14 protein-coding genes and 1 pseudogene are annotated in these 20075 nt (G+C 49.5%); 5 read left to right on the top strand and 10 right to left on the bottom strand.

The genetic code is table 11. The features are described from left to right. Positions 1-169: 169 nt before the first annotated feature. Entirely contained in the window at positions 170-1405 is a 1236-nt protein-coding gene (locus HA51_RS03845; RefSeq protein ID WP_084932136.1) for an MFS transporter, read from the top strand. Positions 1406-2725: 1320 nt separating this feature from the next. Here HA51_RS03845 and HA51_RS03840 read toward each other — a convergent pair. From HA51_RS03840 to HA51_RS03805, 7 genes are all read right to left on the bottom strand, one after another. Then, the gene (locus tag HA51_RS03840; RefSeq protein WP_084932133.1) at positions 2726-3778 is read right to left on the bottom strand and encodes a RepB family plasmid replication initiator protein; all 1053 of its coding nucleotides are present in this window, start codon (positions 3776-3778) and stop codon (positions 2726-2728) included. A 964-nt stretch (positions 3779-4742) separates the two neighbouring features. Then, positions 4743-5678, bottom strand: coding sequence for a ParB/RepB/Spo0J family partition protein (locus HA51_RS03835; protein WP_084932684.1), 936 nt, complete (start codon positions 5676-5678; stop codon positions 4743-4745). Between the two features lie 35 nt (positions 5679-5713). Beyond that, positions 5714-6916 carry an AAA family ATPase gene (locus HA51_RS03830; RefSeq protein ID WP_084932130.1) on the bottom strand — a complete coding sequence of 401 codons (1203 nt, stop codon included), beginning with the start codon at positions 6914-6916 and terminating at the stop codon, positions 5714-5716. Positions 6917-8954: 2038 nt separating this feature from the next. After that, a complete protein-coding gene (locus HA51_RS03820) occupies positions 8955-9734 on the bottom strand; it encodes an SDR family oxidoreductase (protein WP_084932126.1) in 780 nt (259 codons plus the stop codon). Continuing rightward, positions 9727-10827 carry a M24 family metallopeptidase gene (locus tag HA51_RS03815; RefSeq protein WP_084932124.1) on the bottom strand — a complete coding sequence of 367 codons (1101 nt, stop codon included), beginning with the start codon at positions 10825-10827 and terminating at the stop codon, positions 9727-9729. Before HA51_RS03815 ends, HA51_RS03820 begins: the two co-directional genes overlap by 8 nt. Next, positions 10820-12463, bottom strand: a complete 1644-nt coding sequence (locus HA51_RS03810; RefSeq protein ID WP_084932122.1) for a GMC family oxidoreductase — start codon at positions 12461-12463, stop codon at positions 10820-10822. The genes HA51_RS03815 and HA51_RS03810 overlap by 8 nt, the downstream gene beginning before the upstream one ends. 10 nt (positions 12464-12473) lie before the next feature. Next, entirely contained in the window at positions 12474-13793 is a 1320-nt protein-coding gene (locus tag HA51_RS03805; protein WP_158087352.1) for an MFS transporter, read from the bottom strand. 153 nt (positions 13794-13946) lie between these two features. Here HA51_RS03805 and HA51_RS03800 point away from each other — a divergent pair, with 153 nt between their 5' ends. Continuing rightward, positions 13947-15107, top strand: coding sequence for an ROK family protein (locus HA51_RS03800; RefSeq protein WP_084932117.1), 1161 nt, complete (start codon positions 13947-13949; stop codon positions 15105-15107). 28 nt (positions 15108-15135) lie between these two features. Here the strand turns inward: HA51_RS03800 and HA51_RS03795 are convergent, their stop codons facing one another. Next, positions 15136-15645 carry a MarR family winged helix-turn-helix transcriptional regulator gene (locus HA51_RS03795; RefSeq protein WP_084932115.1) on the bottom strand — a complete coding sequence of 170 codons (510 nt, stop codon included), beginning with the start codon at positions 15643-15645 and terminating at the stop codon, positions 15136-15138. A gap of 68 nt (positions 15646-15713) precedes the next feature. Here HA51_RS03795 and HA51_RS03790 point away from each other — a divergent pair, with 68 nt between their 5' ends. Beyond that, positions 15714-16586, top strand: a complete 873-nt coding sequence (locus tag HA51_RS03790) for an EamA family transporter (RefSeq protein ID WP_084932113.1) — start codon at positions 15714-15716, stop codon at positions 16584-16586. Between the two features lie 82 nt (positions 16587-16668). Here HA51_RS03790 and HA51_RS03785 read toward each other — a convergent pair. Next, a pseudogene (locus HA51_RS03785) lies at positions 16669-17579 on the bottom strand (LysR family transcriptional regulator). A gap of 127 nt (positions 17580-17706) precedes the next feature. On the opposite strand from HA51_RS03785, the gene HA51_RS03780 reads away from it, so the two are divergent. Next, entirely contained in the window at positions 17707-19086 is a 1380-nt protein-coding gene (locus HA51_RS03780; RefSeq protein ID WP_084932111.1) for an MFS transporter, read from the top strand. Then, positions 19083-19478 carry a DUF4440 domain-containing protein gene (locus HA51_RS03775; protein ID WP_084932109.1) on the top strand — a complete coding sequence of 132 codons (396 nt, stop codon included), beginning with the start codon at positions 19083-19085 and terminating at the stop codon, positions 19476-19478. The genes HA51_RS03780 and HA51_RS03775 overlap by 4 nt, the downstream gene beginning before the upstream one ends. Before the next feature lie 142 nt (positions 19479-19620). Here HA51_RS03775 and HA51_RS03770 read toward each other — a convergent pair. Further along, a partial coding sequence (locus HA51_RS03770) for a c-type cytochrome (RefSeq protein WP_139810631.1) occupies positions 19621-20075 on the bottom strand: 455 nt, incomplete at its 5' end.

Here is a 20075-nt window from a genome sequence, read left to right as displayed (position 1 = left end):
TAAACGATACATATTAGGTTGACAAAGGAAACTCCCCCCAATAATGTACTGATCGATACAATATTAGAGCGAGCAGGTTAATCTCTTTTATTTTGAAGTGCTAAGTGATGACCCAATGCGACCTTACATCTAAATACATACCATTCGATATATAAGTACAGAAGGATTTATGGAGAAAGACATCGCGCTCGATACGAAAAATGATGCTCTTGGTCGGCGTTCTGCCGAAGCCGATGACAGGCTGCCTATTCCAGCGCTACTCGCGCTTGCAATGACGGGTTTCATCTGCATCATTACAGAAACGCTGCCTGCAGGACTGTTACCGCAAATGGCAAAGGGTCTTGGTATTTCCAACTCGCTTGCTGGACAGACCGTCACAGCATATGCACTGGGATCGTTGCTGGCCGCGATACCTTTAACGGTAGCAACCCGGAGTTGGCGTCGTAGAACTGTTTTGTTACTCGCAATAGTCGGCTTCCTTGTTTTTAACTCAGTTACCGCATGGTCCTCACACTACTGGCTAACTCTTGCAGCACGTTTCTTCGCTGGCGTGGCGGCTGGGCTGTCGTGGAGTTTGCTTGCTGGCTATGCTCGCCGAATGGTTGCTGTTCACCAGCAGGGTAAAGCCATGGCAATTGCTATGGTGGGCACGCCGATAGCACTTTCCCTCGGCCTGCCGCTTGGCACGTGGCTCGGCGGAATTATTGGCTGGCGCAGCGCTTTTCTGGCCATCTCTGCGCTGACGGTGATATTAATCGTATGGGTACTCGCTAAAGTGCCAGATTATCCGGGCCACTCCCGCCATGAAAGTATGCCAATTTCAAATGTCCTCACCACACCAGGCGTGCGGCCAGTATTGAGCGTCGTCATTGCCTGGATGCTGGCACATAACATTCTCTACACCTACATTTCTCCCTTCCTCACTTTAGCTGGGTTAGGTTCAAAGGTAGATATCCTCTTACTGGTATTCGGACTCGCTGCTCTTGTTGCGATTGCCATTACCGGCAAGATAATCGATCGCTATTTGCGACTCTGCGTATTAATAAGCCTCGCTATTTTCGCTCTCGTCTCTCTCACCTTTATGTGGTTTTCACAGATTGCTGCCGTGGTTTATGTCGGTGTCGCTGTCTGGGGGCTGACGTTTGGAGGAGCGGCAACGTTACTGCAGACAGCCCTTGCCGATACCGCAGGCGAAGGAGCAGATATTGCTCTTTCAATGAATGTGGTTGCGTGGAATGGCGCGATTGCAGCCGGAGGTATCACGGGCGGGATCCTGCTGGATCACTGGGGAGCCCATGCTTTTCCGCCGGTACTCATCCTGCTGTTAGCAATCGCTTTTACTATTTCGTGGTGGGCAAAAGCACACGGATTTAGCGCCGGCGCGCGAACTGGGCATGGCAACTGAAAAGTCTTCCATCTTGAAAGGCTTGACCCGTTTAGCGGGTTTTACACTACGCGGCGCGATCATAAGGTCATCGTAGCTAACTATGCGGCTGCCCTACTTTATCCGCCGCCTCACCAGCTCAACTCTTTGAGCTCAGAACCTTGAACTGTCACCTTAGCAGAGTCAGTGGGATCATCGATCCCTGTAACGGATCGATGATCTCAGCGTCATCTACAAACAACCACTATAGAGAGTAAACAGCCGCAATACGTCCCTACACAGGCTTTATTCCTCGCATCTGCTGATAATGGTTGGAAGGACATATCATTGAGGTTAGCAACCACTAACACCAATTATGGCAAGGCCTGGAAGGTTAGTAACCACTAGGGGGGGTCCATTAATAACAACCACTATAGAGAGCATTTACTCTCTATAGTGGTTGTTTGTACTCATTACAGTGGATGTTTGATCCAAAACCTTAGTGATCCCTGATCAAAGGATCTTAATCGGATCCTATGGGCGACCTACCCTTGGGGATGCAAGCAATGGCTTACTCTCTATAGCGGTTATTACTAATTACTGAATCAGGATAATAATCATTTATTATCAATAAATTAAACAATAATCACACAAACCACATAACCGCTATAGAGAGTGATCTTCCTCACTATAGTGGTTATGTGATTCTAGCCTTTTCACCCACTTCCCAAGCAGGCTGGCTCCTATGATGGCCATTCAGCCCTCTACCACTCTCCGTTTTGCTATCCACTATAGTGAGTGGTTACTCGTTATAGTGGATAGCTGAAGCAAACTAAAACTCACCACAAAAGAAATAAAAATAAACATATGATTTATATATGGATTATATCTTTAGACACACAATTTTGTGCATTTTACCCCTTGCAGGTGGCGTTAATTTGAACAACACACCCACAGTTTTTCCTCATAGAACTCAATCAGATAGAAGTGATAACGTCACTTCCTACAAATAACCACTATAGAGAGTAAACATCTACTCTCTATAGTGGTTATTGCCTGAGGCTTGCAGCAAAAGATCAGATCATTGGGTTCTCATTACCTATCCTCCCCTCTCTCACAGGCGCCACACAGCGCAATGTGTCCGCTAAAGCATTCACGAGATCAAACCGAAAGGCTATTTGCAGGTAACCACTATAGAGAGTAGATAGTTACTCTCTATAGTGGTTACTGGGTCACAAATGGGGTCAGGTGCGAGGAAGGCAGGTGTTAACACTAGAGGAGCGCAGAAACAAACAACCACTATAGAGAGCACTACTCTCTATAGTGGTTATCGAATTGGACATCAGATAAGGTAACGAAGCGCTACTTAACTTTGCCTTTGCGGATTTCTTCGAGGATTTTCAGTTCTGCTTTTGATAGCATCACCATCTCACCTTGGGGTTCGCTGACAGCCTCAACCTCATTGGTCTCGATGGCGTCATCAAGCTCCAGCTCATCCTCAAGGATATCGGGCAGCTTGAGCGGCAACTCGGCAGGTTTAAGCTTTGGACGGCGATAGTGGATATGGAATACCACTGAGTTGCCCCGCTTCAGTTCGGTGTAATCCAGGTAGCCAATAGCCTTCAACTGCTCCATGGCACGACGAACTGTCGCATTCTGCGTGATGGGCCGAGATGTGAGATTCAAACGCTGCCTGAGTCGCGCCATTGAGATTGGCGCCGGGTTAGGAGGCAGGCTTTCGATGAAGGTATAGAGCGCCTGAGCAGACTCTTTACGCGCCAGAGCGTTAATGGCTCGCAGCTGCAGCAGGACCTTGCGGTCAAATTGGTAGAGTTCGAAGAGTTTTGGATCGGCCTGAAGCTCAACGGTGTCCTTTTTGACGCTGTACTTAGCCGATTGCACCAGGTGCGTGACATAGAGTTCGTCTTTATCCGCTGTCCCAAATTGAATGGTATTGGATGCGATGCGGATCAGCGACGCTTCAAGGCGTTCTCTCAACTTGGCTGAGGATCGTGATGAAGGGATGCCGCAGAGCTTAACGAACTCAACAAAAGGGAGAACGACTTTATCGTTGGTGACGTTGTACTTAGCAAACGCGTGAATGATCCCAACCCATGTCTTGAAATCATTATCCATATCCAGCCGCTGGCCAATGATCCTGATCTTCTCATAACCTTCAGATTTCACGAGAGACAGCAGCTTGAGCTCGTTAGTGACATCCGTCACCGCCGTGGTCTCATTCTTGCGATTATTGGTTGATTTCAACGTAGGCACAAACAGACCTAGTCGCATTAAAGCGACAGGCTGAACGGTGTTATCTCTGTTGGGGGTAAGTACAACCAGTTCGCCAGTTCGCTTATCTGTTTCCGAAAAGGCTTCAACTACCTTGTTGTTTTTTAGCTCATTTTCCGACATTTTCGAGGATCCGGGTTATACACAATGATCTATCGCGTTTACTCTCTATAGCGGATACTAGCACTCACTTCATCGGTTAGACTACTCTCCATAAAGGTTAATTTACTCTCTATAGCGGTTAGTTTACTCTTCATAGCGGTTATCAATCCCCTCTCAAGGCTTGTCACACAAGGCTTCACAAGCTGCCGGGATCTATTAGGAACTTATTTGATCTCATAATGATCTGTTTATTGATCTGGCCTGTGAATCATGGGGATAAGATTTGATGAAAACGTCATCGAACTTTCAAAGCTATTTTGAAACTCTGCATAAATGTTATGCACAGCCGAAGCACTTACACACAGGCAGCATCACCTTCTGCTCTCTACAGCGGTTATTGAGCACTCTTTTCATCGGTTGTTTTACTCATTTCATCGGTTATTTCTCTCTCCATAGCGGTTAGTTTACTCTTTATAGCGGTTACTAAGGGCCTTTCAGCCCAGTCATATCATGGCTTCCAGCGATCCGGGATCTTCTATGATCTCAATGGGATCTCATTATGATCGAATAATTGGATCGTCCCTGTGGATAAAGGGGATAAAAATCAACAGGCAAGCCACGATCACTGGCTATATCTCATCGTTAGGGCCAGAATCACTCGATCCTGCTGTCTTTTACGAACCGATCCCTCAAGAGTAACGCGATGTATAAGTCCAGACGGATCTTAATGCCCTTCTCTCTTGCACACTGAATAGTCATTTAGATCGCCGATAAACATGCCCTGTAAGGGCTGTGTTGCGATAGTTTCGGTTTATCCGTGATAGGGGAAGCTGTGAGTTTAAAGTCTCTTAAAATGCTTCTGCTGCGTTTTAAGCGTGCATGAGGTAGATAAGACACTGCTGAGAATTCAGAAAAGAGAGTTTTGTAAAAATATGGACGTGATTTACACGCCCATTTCATCAGCAGAATTTAACGAGGGTCTGAATCAGGATTTGCTTAGGATGGCCTTGATCGCAAGATCGATCTCTTCAAGCGTGCCTGCTGGCAAGCGGTGGAACTCATACTGCACATGGCGCTTTTCTGCGTTGGTTTTTCGCTTAGCATAAGCAGCGCGATCGCTAAAACTGCCGAACTTCTCTGTCGTGACGCTTTTGTTTTTTACCGGTTTCACCAGCAGCTTTTTGGCAGTGGTGAAAAATGACAGGATTTTGGTTTTCTGATCGTCAGAGGCGAGTTTATTCAAGGCTTGGTCTTCGCTCATCCGCTCTTTGACCTGATGGACCACATCTTTAACCGCGACTCCCTCAGCTTTCGCTTCTTCAGCGACATCCAGCAGCAGCTTGTAATCTGGGATACTGAGATCAGACACCACAGGGATCAGCTCAATGAATTCAGCTGGAACCCACGCAGCCTGGAAAGCACGTGTCACTTTGGCGTTGGAGATCCCTTCAGCTTTGGCAATCTCTGTTTTATTCATGCCCTGCGCTTCCATCATCAGGAAGCGTTGGCCCAATTCACGCAAGTTGTGCTCTTTTGCCGTTTGAATATCAGCAGCGAGCTGACGCGCATCACTGATATCAATTTCATCTTCGGTCACCAAAACTTCCAGACCAGTGCCTGCAAACAGACATGCGGCTCGGCGGCGAGAGCCGTCCATAATCTCAATACGGCCATCGACCATACGGCCTATCGCGGGAAAGAACTGCTGAAGTTCGATGGTGCGTGTGATGTCTTTGACGGATTCTTCGGTCAGTGCGGATTGATCGCGACCATTCACTTTTGCATCAACAAAAGTTTTGGTTTCCACTTCGCCACTCGGGATCAACTGTCGCACGAACGTAGCAGTACTGCCGGATTTCAAAGTGAAAACGCGTGACTGATTGCCACTGTTAATGAAGCTCGACATCTGGGATTGCCCCATGGTGCGGCCAATGCGTTTGAGTGATTTTTGATCGGTCACTTTGTACTCCTGATATATTCAATTCGGTCGAAAACAGCGCGCGAGAAGTTCTCTGCTTCCTGTTTTGCCTTTCGGAGCGCATCTGCGCTGCCGGGGTATGAGCTGGGGTTTGCGCTAATGACGGTATCAAACGACTCACCACAGCGCTCAAATCCATCTAAACGAGGCAGGACGGCATCCAGCATCGACTTGGTGAAAACTTCACGCGCGAAGCTATGCGAGGTGACGTGGTCATGCTTAGTCGTCATCTTCGACATAAAACCGATGTTCGCTTTCAGTCGCGGCTCAATACCTTCATTCTCAATACGCTCCAGCATTTCAGGCAGGCGTGTCAGGTATTTCATCGTGGAGTGAAAATCGACTTGCGCGGGTGGTGTTGGCGTAAGCAGAAGGTCGCTAGCGGCGATTGCGTTCAGCATAAACGCATCCAGATGAGGTCCTGTATCGATGAAGATAAAATCGTAATCATCGGCCAGACGATCGATAACGTTGCGACGTAGCACTTCAGAGGGCGCAACGCCGGGCAAATTCTCCGCGACTAAAGTATCCCAATCGCTGGCAACAAAACCATCATCGATGGATGCAGGCATCACATCGACACCAGGCATAACGGTGGGTTTAACGAATTGCTCGCGCAGTTGCTCAGTGCTGACGTCATTCAGCATAGCCTGAGCGGCGGTTTCCAGTACTGAACCTACGCTGTTGGTATGGCTTAGGAACATGGTGCTCGAAGCTTGGGGATCTAAGTCGATAACCAGAATGCGCAGATCATTATGCAATAAGCCGGGGTGAGCACGTAGGCCATGGGCCAGCGTCACGGTGGTTACCGTTTTAGACACCCCACCCTTCAGATTTACGACGAAGATAACAAAGGGGTCTTTATGTTTGTCGCGATACTTTGGCACTTTACGGTGCTTATAAATATCAACGACGTTTTGGATGCTCATGGCGTATTGCGACGTGCTGCCGGTTTGGCGGCGACCAAATATATAGCCACCCTCTTCCATCTCGCTGATGGCAGCCGCTACTGCGTGCTTACTGAGTAAAGGCAGGTTGGCCACCGCGTTGCGTGTGAAAGTGTGGTAGTAGCCTTGCTGATTAAATTCCTGCCGTTGTTGCTCGATGTGGCTGCTCAGACCGTGCAGCATTCCATTCGCTCGGTTGGCGATGTCAAACACGTCACCGTAATCTCGCTTCATAAGCACCTCAATAGTAATAATTTTCGTTATTTTACTAAAAATATCTCCACAAGCCAGTTTTTTGGTAAAAAGACATAAAACTGGAATTTTTTCATAAAATATGGACGACTCGATATGTTGAATTTTAAAAAATACTAATTAAATCAATAGTGTATTGATTTCAGGTGTACATTTTATTGAAATGGTTGAATTATCAGCACCCCCCTACCCTACCAATTATTCCTTCCATTGCAAATGTGGAAATTCTACCTTTATGATTAAATGGTCGTTTTCATCCTGAAAAAAAGGATTAATTGTCATTAAATCATAAAGTTAGGAGGATAAATCTTTGGCGAGGTTTACAACATTATTTTTCCCGATATCATCCAACACCCATGTTGAAGGATCGTCCTAAAGTTACCGGGCCAAGCAGTTGTGTGTACTTGGTTAATTTGATGGTATTTCAGATAAAGGTTCTGTTTTATCGAGCATAGAATTTGAGGCTGAATGCATGAATTACAAACTGACTTTATCGCAACTTAATTTCATAATGGCAGTACCCACTTCATCACTGATTAAGCATTCTTTTAGCACGGACCATTACCAATGTTCAGTAATGAATTTAAGGCTATTAAGATATACCTATCCAAACGAAAAATTAAACTGCTTTCCTTGCACTAACAACGTACGATTAACCTCATCATTTTATGGTGATTGAATGATGTTCTTTTTTGGAATTCATATTTCTTAGATATTCCAAAATTATTTTGACTTAAAGTCATTGCTCTATTGCTCTATTGCTCTATTGCTCTATTGCTCTATTGCTCTATTTCGACATTTCGACATTTCGACATTTCGACATTTCGACATTTCGACACTTCAACACTTCAACACTTCAACACTTCAACACTTCAACACTTCAACACTTCAACACTTAAACACTTAAACACTTAAACACTTAAACACTTAAACACTTAAACACTTAAACACTTAAACACTTAAACACTTAAACACTTAAACACTTAAACACTTAAACACTTAAACACTTAAACACTTAAACACTTAAACACTTAAACACTTCAACATTTTAGCTGCACCTTAACGCCATTAACAATGTGATGGTTTTTAAAATGAAACTGCATAACTGCATAACTGCATAACTGCATAACTGCATAACTGCATAACTGCATAACTGCATCAATTCGACATGAACTATTGAAATTTGCATTGAGCATTTTTTAAAATCATCTAGCGCTATCAAAATTGAATACAATTTCTTACTAACTAAAAATCATCTCTGTAAGAAACTCTGAGAGTGACAATATTTTACCGTAGGCTTTGGAGCATTGCTTTTAGGCAGCCAATAACTCCCCTCAAACGTGCAAATAGTGAATGATCTATCTCGGAATACTGAAAATGGATAAATCTATGGATGTTTTCAGCCTGAAAATTCACATTTTATATATATTTATCAATGTGTTAAGTGGTTTTTGGTATGGGTGTAGTTGTGGGTTTTCAGGCAAGAGTAGTGTTCCAACCTCCAGAGAACATGCAAGCAATCAGAATATCGGGACGGTGCACTTTGCAGATGTTAAATGTCAGGTAATCAGGAAAAAGGCATCACTATTTGGAATCAGAATGGAAAGTCTCGCCATAACTTCTCTGTGCCCAAATCAAGTGTGGGTCTGTGGCGATCTTGTTAAGCCGGGACAACCAGCAAGCGCCACCAGCAAAAATAATAAAGTTCAGCGTGCCAGAATTCTGCAATTCCCAGCCCACCAGGTCGGACAGACGTAGATAAAGACAAGTCTTTGCCATTTAACCCTCTTATCATGGTGATTTTCAGCCTGAAAATTCTAAAAAAACGTAAGCAGCTCATGGTGTTGTGATGATTTTGATTAGGTGCATTTTCATGACATTTTCCGAAGATTTAAGCTGAATATCAATGGCCAACGATGAAGAGGGGAGGGGACTTGGAAGATGCGCGTTGAGCCTGACTCACAGCAGCCGGAGGGGTTCCGGTGCTGTGAATTGAGGTCCTATTCAGCTCGTCAGCATTTTAGTTGTGGTAAACCTGGCTGCGACCACCGTCAATAACAATGTCGGTCGCGTTAATAAACCTGGCTTCGTCAGAAGCCAGGAAGAGGGCGGTGTATGCCACTTCATCTGGATTACCAATTCGGTTACAGGGTAGCAATGCAGCCTGACGTGCGCGTTCGGCATCAGGATCGGGACAGCTTGCTAACCACTGCTCTGCGGCAGGGGTCATGATCAGGCCTGGAGAGATGCTGTTAACCCGGATACCCTGGCCCGCATATTCAATCCCCAATGAGCGCGTCATACCAATAAGGCCATGTTTGGCGACAGGGTAGGGGAAGGTGCCGGGTATTATTTTGTGACCGTGTACGGAAGCGATATTCACAACGTTGCCGTATTGCCGCGTCAGCATGCCGGGCAACACACTGCGTATAAGGTTGTAAGGGCCGTGAAGATTAACGTCCATGCAGCGCTGCCACTCATTCTGCTCCAGGGTTAAAGGGTCGTGAAACACGTTCACGCCAGCGCAATTAATCAATATATCTATTTTCCCGAAGGCTTCCGTTGCTTGGGCGACGGCGTATTCGACTTGTTCCTGCTGAGTAACATCGGCAACCGCTGCAATGCAACGATGACCAAACTGGCGCTCGAGGTGTGCGGCAAGGACTTCAATGTTATCGGTCCTTATATCAAGTAGCGCCAGGCTGGCACCTTGTTGTGCGAATAGCTGGGCTACAGCACTGCCAATGCCGCTTCCCGCCCCGGTAATCACAGCGGTTTTGTTGCGCAAGCGATCACTCATATCGGGTCTCCTGGTTCGCTAGTGGTAACACCAACCAATCAGTCAGCTGGAAGGTAAGAGCACCGCGTTGCAGAGTGATCATCGGCCAGTCATCATTGCTGCGAGTCAGGTTTTCCAGACCATCTTGAGTCAGCACAAAGGTGTCCTCGCACTTAACGCCATTCAATGTGGGATTCCAGGCTATTGCTGTGTCGACTTCCACATTACCTTCAGTGGCTGATGTAACAATAAAGTCGCGGCAGCCGTAACCCGCAGGGCCGCCTTGATGATGGCTTTTCCACATGCCGTCAAAACCCCACTGCTGATATGACTGGGTGATATCGGCAAACACCGCCGACCAGGTTCGACCAGACTGAGTGGCGCTGAGAATGTCGGCGTGAATATTGGCTGCTGAGAGAATTCGCTGACGCAGTGCGACATCCGGTTCACCAAAATGCACTAAACGTGACAGGCTCACGTGCAAGCCTTCACGCTCAGCGCCGAGAGTGATGAGCACCATGCGTTCTAGCGCTTTGCGAGTCGGCACAGGGTGTTTGAAAGCGGTTATACGTTCATCTGCCGCCACCAGCGTGCACACTGGGCGGATACCCACAGAGAGGCAGGCCGCTGAAATCAATGCTTCAATCTGGTATTCACTAACACCGGGACGTAATTGACGCGCCACGCCTTCAACAATCTTTGCGGCTTCCCGTCCTAACGCTCGAAAACGGTGTTGCTCATTGGTATTCAGTCCCTGGCGCAACGCTACCATTGCAGGCTGAATGTCTTGGTAGCCCAGCAATCTCTGATCACTGCCAAAGCGTCCCTGTGGCAAAACGCTATCCAGTGACTGATACCAGGAATAACTTTTGTGCTCGCACTCAAATGGCATCGGCTCTTCGGCAAGAATACGCGGCAGTTCATTATCCGGAGCCAGCAGCTGCACGGTATCTGCCGTGACAAATAAGCTGGCAACACCGACCTCAGCACGGTCCACCACGTAATAGCTTGCCCCCTCAGTTAGCCACGCAATGTTGTCGCGGCGGGTCAGCAACAGGCCATCCAACTGCCAATCCAGCAGGGCGCTTTGCAGCCGTTGGAGTTTATTACTCATAAACCGCTTCCTTCTTCACCGCGACCAAATTATTCAAAATTAGCTCCGTTGCTCTGTGCGCCACGGCCATCACGATAGCGTTGGTATTTCCGCTGATGATGTTGGGCATCATGGAGGCATCAACCACACGTAATTGTTTAACCCCGCGCACGCGTAGATCGCTGGTGAGTACCGCCAAGGGGTCTTCATCGTGTCCCATACGACAAGTCCCCACTGGGTGGTAACCGGTTTTGACCATACGCTTGCAGTGATCAGCGATAGCTTGATCAGAAGAGACGTCAGCGCCGGGGAAGATTTCTTGCTGCACCATACTCTCCATCGGAGCGGCAGCAATGACGCGACGCGCGAAACGAAAGCCGGCAAGCGTGCGAGCCAAGTCATCGGGATGGCCAAAGATTTGCGTATCGACCCTCGGCAAACTGCTGGCATTAGCATCACGCAATGTCACCTGGCCGGTGGCCTTAGGGCGAAGTAACAGCGAGTTCACGGTGACACCTTGTCCGGGATCGGAGCCCATCACATCGCGGTCGAGATAAACCGTTGGTACGCAAAACATCTGAATCGTTGGTGTGGCGGCAAAATCGAGAGGATCGAAAAAGGCACAAGTCTCGACGCCCGTCGTGGTCACTGGACCGGTTTTAAACAGCATGTACTGCAATCCGGCTTTTATCATCGGCCAGCCCCGGTCCTGACCGTAATAGCCAAAGGCGCCATGGGTGCTGGCCACGACGGGCACCTCATAGTGATCCTGCAGGTTTTGGCCCACCCCAGGTAAATGATGGCGCAGCGTAATATTATGCTGTTGCAGTTGCGTCTGAGGACCGATACCGGAAAGCATCAGAAGCTTGGGGGTCTGATAAGCACCAGCGGCAAGAATGACTTCTTTGCGGGCCAATGCCTGAAACGGATGGCCATCTTTGCGATAGCGGACGCCAGTGGCGCAGTCACCTTCAAATAGTATTTCTTCGGCTTGCGCACCCGTAATAATCGTCAGGCGATCGTCATTACGCAGGGGATTGATAAAAGCGTCGACCACACTGCAGCGCTGGCGAGTCTGACCGTCAATGGTGTGCTGCATAAACCCCACACCGAAGGGATTACCGGTGTTGAAATCTGGCGTATAGGGAATGCCAAGTCCCTGCATGGTTTTCACATAGGCTCGGCTGAGTGGGCTGAAGTGGCCGAGATGTGACACCTTCATGGGCCCGCCTACGCCATGAAGCGGGGCACCCAGGTGATCGTTATCTTCTATTGCAGTAAAGTGTGGAAGCAGTGATTCCCAAGACCAGTCTACCCCCTGATGATTAAGAGCCTGGTTCCAGTCCGCGTAATCCTGATGATGACCGCGCATGTATACCATGGCATTCACCGTAGATCCGCCGCCCAACACTTTTGCCTGCGGCACTATAACGCCGCGTCCACTCAATTGAGATTGCGGTTCGGTTTGATGCAGGGTGAGGTATTTCTCGCTGGCGAGAAACTTCATATACCCTGCTGGCATTTTTAACACCTGATGATATTCGTCTTTGCCGGCTTCAAGTAGCAACACGCGTGCATTGCCTTCTTTCACCAGGCGAGAAGCGGCGATACAGCCTGCGCTGCCGCCGCCCACCACAATGTAATCAAACTCTTTCATTGTTCTCTCTTTATTTTGAAACAACGGAATCTAAACGACGTAATCGCTGGGCCTGAGGGTTGCGCTGCTCACCTGGGTCAAGAGGGCTGAGCAGGAAACACCAGGAGATAATGGCGCTGATGAGATAAAGGAAGGCGTATCCCCAGATCACACCCAAGGTGCCAAATAGGGCATTAAAGGCGCCATATAACGCGGGACCAAAGAAGGTGGAGAGGCCAGCCGCAAAGCAGTAAATCGCCATGGCGTTGCCTTTATCTTTGGGCTGGCATAGCGATGAGAACAGCGCCGCTGCAGGGACATAACCGCACAAGGTGATGCCATACAGACAGGCACAAACCACACTGAGGAAAAAGCTGCCGTGGCTCCATTGCGGCACAAAGTACATCAACAGCATGGAGACGCCTGAGCCGAGTCCACCAAACACGGTGAGCACTTTACGCCAGCCAATGCGATCACTGATCTTGCCAACAATGGGGTTAAAGCTCATGCCGACCAATCCCATAATGGTGATGAGACTGAGATACTCAGTTTGGCTAAAGCCGATCTGTTCTGTGAAGAAGCCGGGCAGGAAGATAAAGAATCCGAAGTAGGGCGTAGTATTAATGATGCGTACCACAGCCGCAGCCGCAATGCGGGGTTCACGCCACAGGATATCGATGCCGCCCATAAGCGTACGTGCGGTCCCCTGATGCTGATGTTCTTTATCCAGCAAAGAGTGAAAGCCGCTGCGCTCCTTCAGCGCGATCAACATCACCAGTAGGCCCATCGCCACAATCCCTAGCGATAACCAGAACGTCGCATATTCACCAATCAATTGTATCGAGAAGATAGCCACCAGCGATCCCAGCGTGGGTAGGCCGCCGGTAAAGGCTAGCCAGAACCAACCGGTGGCCGAGCCACGCATATCCGCGGGAGCAGCAGCCTGAATCCATACCAGAAATGCGTAGGCAAACATCGGGTAGGCCACACCACGAAGCCCGTAAGTTAATGCCAGCAACAACACGCTGTGCGAAGGCAGGGCGACAGCAAGAAACAGAATCTCGAACAGGATCCAAATCACCCCACCCGCCAGCATCACCTTACGCGGGCCGATGAGTGTGGAGAGTGAACCAGCGAGCCAGGAACCGAGCGTGACCGTTATGCCATAAAAGGCAATCACTGCTGCGGCAATATTGAGTGAGAAACCATTGGCGTGCAGATAAGGGGCGAGATAGTTGGATTCCACACCATCGCCGATCATAAACAGCAGTACAGCCACATATCCCCATGCGAGGGCAGGAGGGATCCCGAGGCGAATCAGCCAGGCTTGGTTTGCAGGTGATGTTGTCATTGTCATTTTCTCTTATAAGGTAAGGGGTGTCAGCGCAGATGAGTTCCTCAATGATGAGCAGGGACTGTAAAGCAATGCCCAGCAACAGGCTGGCGCGACCATCACATAAGTCAGTAAACTCTGTTCACTAACCTACAGAGAAGGTGGGCTTTGATGCAGCGGGTGGGATTGAATAACTTACAGGTGCGCAAGCATAACAAGGCCCTGTTCATGAACCTGATGTGGCGCCACAAGCAGCTGAGTAAATCGCAGCTTGCACAGCTCAGCGGCCTGACCATTCCCGCTGCGAGCAAGATCGTGCAGGAGCTGGTGGATGAGGGGAAACTCCAGCATTCAACAACGATGCTCAGCGTACGCGGCCACAGCAACGGCAGTTTCCAGTTACCGGAGGAAGGTGAGTGGATCCTTTGCCTGTGTGTAAAGCCTACTCGCATTGAACTGCAGCTGGCTGACGCACAACTTGTGCCGCGTGGGGAGTATCAACATCTCGCGATAAATGCCGCAACGCCAAACGCGCTGTTGGCTGCGATTGAAAACGTATGGCGCAATGTGTGTCAGCAGTGGCCAAAGCGGCGCATCAAACTGGCTTTAGCGGTGCACGGGCAGGTTGACCCGGTCACCGGGATTTCTCAGCATATGCCACAAGCAGCATGGAAAAGCCCCTTACAGCTTAAGTACCTGCTGGAGGAGAAGCTGAAAGTCGAAGTGCGTGTGGATAATGACTGTGTCATGTTGGCGCTGGCAGAGAAGTGGCTCAACCGCAATGCGCTGAATGAATTCTGCGTCATTAATGTTGATTACGGTATTGGCTCATCATTTGTGATTAATGGCGAGATCTTCCGTGGCAGCCTAAACGGTAGCGGTCAGATTGGACATACCATCATCGATCCCAACGGCAGGCGCTGCAGTTGTGGGCGGCAGGGTTGCCTTGAAACTGTCGCGTCACTGAGTGCCCTTAAACAAGCTGCTGGCAGTCATTATGCTGATGCTCCCATCCTGACCAGTCAGCAATTGTTAGCTGCAGCAGAAGCGGGTGAGCCGTGGATCGCAGAGTGGGCGCAACGCGCAGCGGAAGCTATCGGTATGAGTTTATATAATTTCCTTAATACGCTGAATATCAACCAGATCTGGTTGTACGGTCGCAGTTGCAGCTTTGGAGAGGTATGGCTGGATACCATTGTACGCCAGATTGATTTCAATCCTTTTGACCCGCGCGATACGGTAAAAAGCCAGGCGACCAATGTCCACTTTGGCAAGCTAGACCGGGCACATCAGGTATTAGGGATTGGTTATGTGTATGTCGAGGGGGAATAACTAGCCCCTCTCTCATCAACAACCGGTCTTACTTTTCCAGAGCACGCAGGAGTGCGGTTAAGCTGTTATCCAATACCGCCAGCGTGTCTGCCGGGAGACCGGCAAGAATATGCCTTTCATTCTCCACATGCTGTTCCACTGCACGATCAATAAGTTCTAACCCCTCACCGCTTAACTGCACCAGCATGCTGCGTGCATCCACAGGATTGATCTGGCGGGTGATAAAGCCGCGTGTTTCAAGCCGTTTTAGACGATGTGTCATGGTGCCAGATGTCACCATCAAGGTCGAAAACAAGTCGGTAGGACTGAGACAATAAGGCGCACCTGCACGGCGCAAAGTGGCGAGCATATCAAACTCCCACGTGCTCAGGTCAAAGGGTTCAAAAGCCGATTCGAGGCGCTGTTCCAGTAGTACAGCGCAGCGCTTAAGCCGCCCGATTGGACCCATTGGACTGCACTCCAGATCGGGCCGTTCACGCTGCCACTGCGCAAGAATGCGATCCACAGCATCCTGTTGATACTCATTTTGATCGTTCATTTATCTTGACTTCAAGGTAATTGCTCAACACACTGATATTATCTTGAATTGAAGATAAAGGCAAAGTTATGCAGAACACCCTCAGGATTTCTTACTGGCGCGACGTCTTATTAACCGCTTTGGCCCCGGCTATCTGGGGGTCGACGTACATCGTGACAACGCAGCTGCTCCCTCCGGATCGGCCATTTACCGCAGCACTGATTCGCGTATTGCCAGCAGGCATTTTGCTGTTGCTGTTTACTCGTCGCTTGCCGGCATTACGTGACCTTGGACGCCTGGTCATTTTGAGCGCACTCAATATTGGCGTTTTTCAGGCGTTGTTATTCGTGGCTGCCTATCGATTACCCGGTGGATTAGCGGCGGTTTTGGGTGCGATTCAGCCGTTGCTGGTGATGATGCTGGTGTGGGGGATAGATCGCCGTGCTCCCAGGGCTTTAACGCTGTGGGCGGCGCTGGCGGGTGTTCTCGGCATGGCTATGTTGCTGCTATCCCCACAAACCGTATTTGAACCCGTCGGAATTGCCGCCGCTCTGTTGGGGGCGACCTGTATGGCAACAGGCGTATGGCTGACTCGACGCTGGAAAATCGATTTACCTGTGATGGCGTTAACCGGCTGGCAGTTGCTGTTTGGTGGGGTGATATTGCTTCCCGCAGCCTGCTTCATTGATGCCCCCTTACCTTCGTTAACCGGTCTACAGTGGGCAGCTTATGCCTGGCTGAGTTTGGCGGGTGCGTTAGTGGCTTACGGTCTGTGGTTCCGCGGTATAAACCGCCTGCCCAGTGTGGCGGTGGCATCACTGGGGCTTCTGAGCCCGCTGGCCGCAGTAGGGTTGGGTTGGATAGTGCTGTCGCAGGTGATGAGTGGCACCGCGCTGGTCGGGCTGGTGATCGTGCTGGCTAGCGTATTGGTGGTGCAGCGGACATCTGTGCGAAGCGGTTAATATTTGATGACTGGCAACGCATTAGGCGGGTAGGCCTGACTGAATTGAAGGCCATTGCCGCCGCCGTAATAAGATGAAATTGTTAAGCATGCCAAGCGGGGTGGGATTGGCTGACGTGGCATTCCAAAAAATCAATAAATGCGCGCACTTTCTCCGGCAGATGGCGGGTATGCGGATAAAGTGCGTAGATCCCCTGTTGGGGAAAATGATGATTTGGCAGCAATTCTACTAACTCTCCCCGAGCCAATTCATCCTGCACCAACCAGGCGGGTAATATCGCGACGCCTGCTCCCGCTAGTGTAAACGCCAGCAACGATGCTGCACTGTCGGCCATGATCATCGCGGGATGGCGGGCGCTGAAAAGCACCGATTCTCCCGCGGGTGTGGTCACCTGCCAGCTCAAGGGAGTAGATAAGCGGCTGTGTCCAATCCATTTCGCTTCGGCGAGTTGTTCCAGATTCTCAATCGATTGAGTGATGAGATACTCGGGAGCCACGACGGGCAGAATGGCGAACCGATCGATGAGGCGGGCATGGTGATTAGAGTCCGCCAACTGACCGAGGCGAATTGCCACATCAAAACGGCCGGCAATCAGATCATCATTTTTCGATGAGGAAACATGCTGTATGCGCAACTGGGGGTGTTTACCCGCGAACGTCGCCAGCGCGGGGACGACGACGCGCGCGCCATATTCGGGCGTGGTGGTGATACGCAGCAAACCGCTGAGTCCAAGGTGATCGCTGCGAACATCGTCTAATACGCGTACTGCATCCTGCAGAAGGTGCTGGCAGCATGATAAAACGTCTCGCCGGTGTCCGTCGTGGCAACGCGACGTGTGCTTCTTGTCAGCAAAGAGACGCCAAGTTCCTGTTCCAGCTGTTTTATATTAAAGCTCACCACCGCTTTTGTGAGCCCTAGCGTCTGAGCGGCACCGGTAAAACTTCCTGCTTCAACCACCGCAACAAACATTTCCAGGCGCTGCATATTGATCATCATCGACTCCGCAGATGAAGGATTATTGTCAAAATTATTTTGACAGTATAACCATTGAGCGTGGATTTATCGCACTTATCCCGGCCCTTATACTGCGCGCAAGACTAGTGTTTTGACTGAGAAAATCATGAGTTATCGCGTGCGCGTTGCCACTGTGTATTTGCTGGGATTCTTCATCGATCTGGTGAACATGTTTATCGCCAATGTTGCCTATCCGGAGATAGGACGGCATTTTCATGCTCCTGTCAGTCAACTGGCGTGGGTGAGCAATGCCTATATTTTAGGTCTGACTCTGGTGATACCGCTTAGTGGCTGGTTGGCGAAACGCATTGGTGCAAAACGTCTTTTTATCCTCTCCCTGATCATTTTCATGCTAGGTAGCGTTGGCGTTGCCGCTTCCCTTTCGATTTTACAGCTCATCGGCTGGCGTTTTTTGCAGGGCGTAGGCGGAGGATTACTCATTCCCATCGGGCAAACCATGACTTACGCGCTGTATCGCAGTCATGAACGCGCAAAGCTCTCCTCTGTCGTAATGCTGGTGGCTTTGCTGGCTCCGGCGCTGTCGCCAGCCGCCGGGGGGCTATTAATTGAAAGCCTTAACTGGCGTTGGGTGTTTCTGGCAAGCCTACCGCTGGCTGTCGTGACACTGGTATTGGCGGGGTTTTGGCTGAACGCGGATAAACCCACTGAAGCAGCAGGCCGTTTTGATCTGGTGGGATTAGTCAGTGGTTGTGCTGCCTTGACCTTGATCCTATTAGGACTGACGTCACTGGGCGAATCCCAGCATGTTCACCAGGGCGTGTTGATGCTCATCAGTGGGATCATTGTCTTTAGCGGATACGTATGGAATGCATTGGGTAAAAGCCAGCCTCTAATTAATCTGCATCTGATTAAAGATCCTCTGTTCAAGACGGCTATGCTGATTTACCAGTTTGTTCCGGGTGTTTTTACCGGAGTCAGTATGATCACCATGCTGTACCTACAGAATGAACTTGGCATGCACGCCGCCTTTGTCGGTGCTTTGATGCTGCCCTGGTCGATCGCTTCCTTTATCGCGATTAGCTTTACGGGTAAGCGATTCAATTCGTTGGGACCGCGTCCGCTGTTTATTCTCGGGGGCGTCGTTCAGGCGTTGGGGATCGGGCTACTGGCCACAACCGGCCATTCCGCTTCAGCGATGATCTGTGTAATCGCATTCTGCCTGATGGGATTTGGTGGCAGTTTGTGTAGCAGTACGGCTCAGAGTTCGGCCTTCCTGTACATACCTGATGAGCAACTGGCCGATGCCAGTGCGATTTGGAATATTAACCGTCAGCTCAGTTTCTGTCTGGGTGTCACGCTTATTAGCCTGCTGTTTAACCTCTTGGCTAACAGCGGCATATCTGATGATCGTGCCTATCAACTTTGCTTTGTCATCGCGGCCTGTAGCAGTGTCGTGCCGATTTTATGTTGCCTGCGCATCGCGAACCGAAACGTACTATTTACCCTTAATCAGGAGAAGTCATGAATCGCTATTTTCAGGAAGTTTTAGATGCACACGAATTCATTCGTTGCTGGTTGGGTGAGGCAGAAGCTCAAGAGGATGTCTGCGATAACTTGCTAGCCCGTTTCAGTCCAGAATTCACGATGGTGAGCACGGCGGGTGTCGTACTGAATTTTGAGGCTTTGAGCCTTTTCTTCCGCACACAGCGTGGTGCGCGTAAAGGGCTTACCCTGGACATCCTGGATATGCAGATGGTGGCTGAGAGCGAGGAGGGGGCAACGGTATGCTACAAAGAACAGCAGCACGTCCCCGGACAAAATACAACGTTGCGTTTCTCGACGGTCGTTTTCATGTTAGACCCGCAGGGGAACGTGCTCTGGCGTCACCTGCAGGAGACAGCGCTGCCGCTGGAGTGAGTCACGTTGACTGCATCGCCTGCTCTAAAAAGTAATAAAGGCTCTGACCTTCATCAGCGGATCAGCTTAAGCGACGGTGGGATGAAAGAATGGCACTTCAAATCTTAATGAAGTGCCATTTTAATGCTATTAAAATAATGCGTTACTTTACAGCGTGCAAGGAATCACCCAGCCATGGTTGAGACTGAAGTTCTTTTCGTGCTTCGCCAATCTGACTTGCAGACACGGGTTCGGCTGCATTCCCCCAGCTGTTGCGAATATAGGTCATTACATCCGCGATATTACTGTCAGAAAGTTTCTGGGCAAACTCAGGCATCCCTGCTGCTGTAGAGTTTGTGTGTGTTAATGGTCCTTCCGTACCATTCAGAACCACATTGATTAAGCTGGATGCGTCAGAGGAATTGACCTGAGGATTGCCCGCCAATGCAGGGATCATATTCCGCACACCCGAGCCATTTGAAACGTGACATGCGCTACATTGAGATTCATACACTTTTTTCCCGGTTATCATGGCTGTATTTTCGCTTGAGAGCGGAGTGGGAATGGGTTTATCAGATGCGGGTATTGATTTTAAATATTGCGCAATAGCTTTCAAAT

The sequence above is a fragment of the Pantoea rwandensis genome (assembly GCF_002095475.1).
GTDB classification, from domain to species: Bacteria; Pseudomonadota; Gammaproteobacteria; order Enterobacterales; family Enterobacteriaceae; genus Pantoea; species Pantoea rwandensis.
Note: the sequence above shows the minus strand (reverse complement) of the source record. Positions and strands in the feature narration are given on the sequence as shown.

What these genes read in the sequence shown, in the direction of transcription:
- HA51_RS03845 (WP_084932136.1), top strand. Translation starts at nt 170, where the DNA reads ATGGAGAAAGACATCGCGCTCGATACGAAAAATGATGCTCTTGGTCGG.
- HA51_RS03840 (WP_084932133.1), bottom strand. Translation starts at nt 3,778, where the DNA reads ATGTCGGAAAATGAGCTAAAAAACAACAAGGTAGTTGAAGCCTTTTCG.
- HA51_RS03835 (WP_084932684.1), bottom strand. Translation starts at nt 5,678, where the DNA reads ATGGGGCAATCCCAGATGTCGAGCTTCATTAACAGTGGCAATCAGTCA.
- HA51_RS03830 (WP_084932130.1), bottom strand. Translation starts at nt 6,916, where the DNA reads ATGAAGCGAGATTACGGTGACGTGTTTGACATCGCCAACCGAGCGAAT.
- HA51_RS03820 (WP_084932126.1), bottom strand. Translation starts at nt 9,734, where the DNA reads ATGAGTGATCGCTTGCGCAACAAAACCGCTGTGATTACCGGGGCGGGA.
- HA51_RS03815 (WP_084932124.1), bottom strand. Translation starts at nt 10,827, where the DNA reads ATGAGTAATAAACTCCAACGGCTGCAAAGCGCCCTGCTGGATTGGCAG.
- HA51_RS03810 (WP_084932122.1), bottom strand. Translation starts at nt 12,463, where the DNA reads ATGAAAGAGTTTGATTACATTGTGGTGGGCGGCGGCAGCGCAGGCTGT.
- HA51_RS03805 (WP_158087352.1), bottom strand. Translation starts at nt 13,793, where the DNA reads ATGACAACATCACCTGCAAACCAAGCCTGGCTGATTCGCCTCGGGATC.
- HA51_RS03800 (WP_084932117.1), top strand. Translation starts at nt 13,947, where the DNA reads ATGCAGCGGGTGGGATTGAATAACTTACAGGTGCGCAAGCATAACAAG.
- HA51_RS03795 (WP_084932115.1), bottom strand. Translation starts at nt 15,645, where the DNA reads ATGAACGATCAAAATGAGTATCAACAGGATGCTGTGGATCGCATTCTT.
- HA51_RS03790 (WP_084932113.1), top strand. Translation starts at nt 15,714, where the DNA reads ATGCAGAACACCCTCAGGATTTCTTACTGGCGCGACGTCTTATTAACC.
- HA51_RS03780 (WP_084932111.1), top strand. Translation starts at nt 17,707, where the DNA reads ATGAGTTATCGCGTGCGCGTTGCCACTGTGTATTTGCTGGGATTCTTC.
- HA51_RS03775 (WP_084932109.1), top strand. Translation starts at nt 19,083, where the DNA reads ATGAATCGCTATTTTCAGGAAGTTTTAGATGCACACGAATTCATTCGT.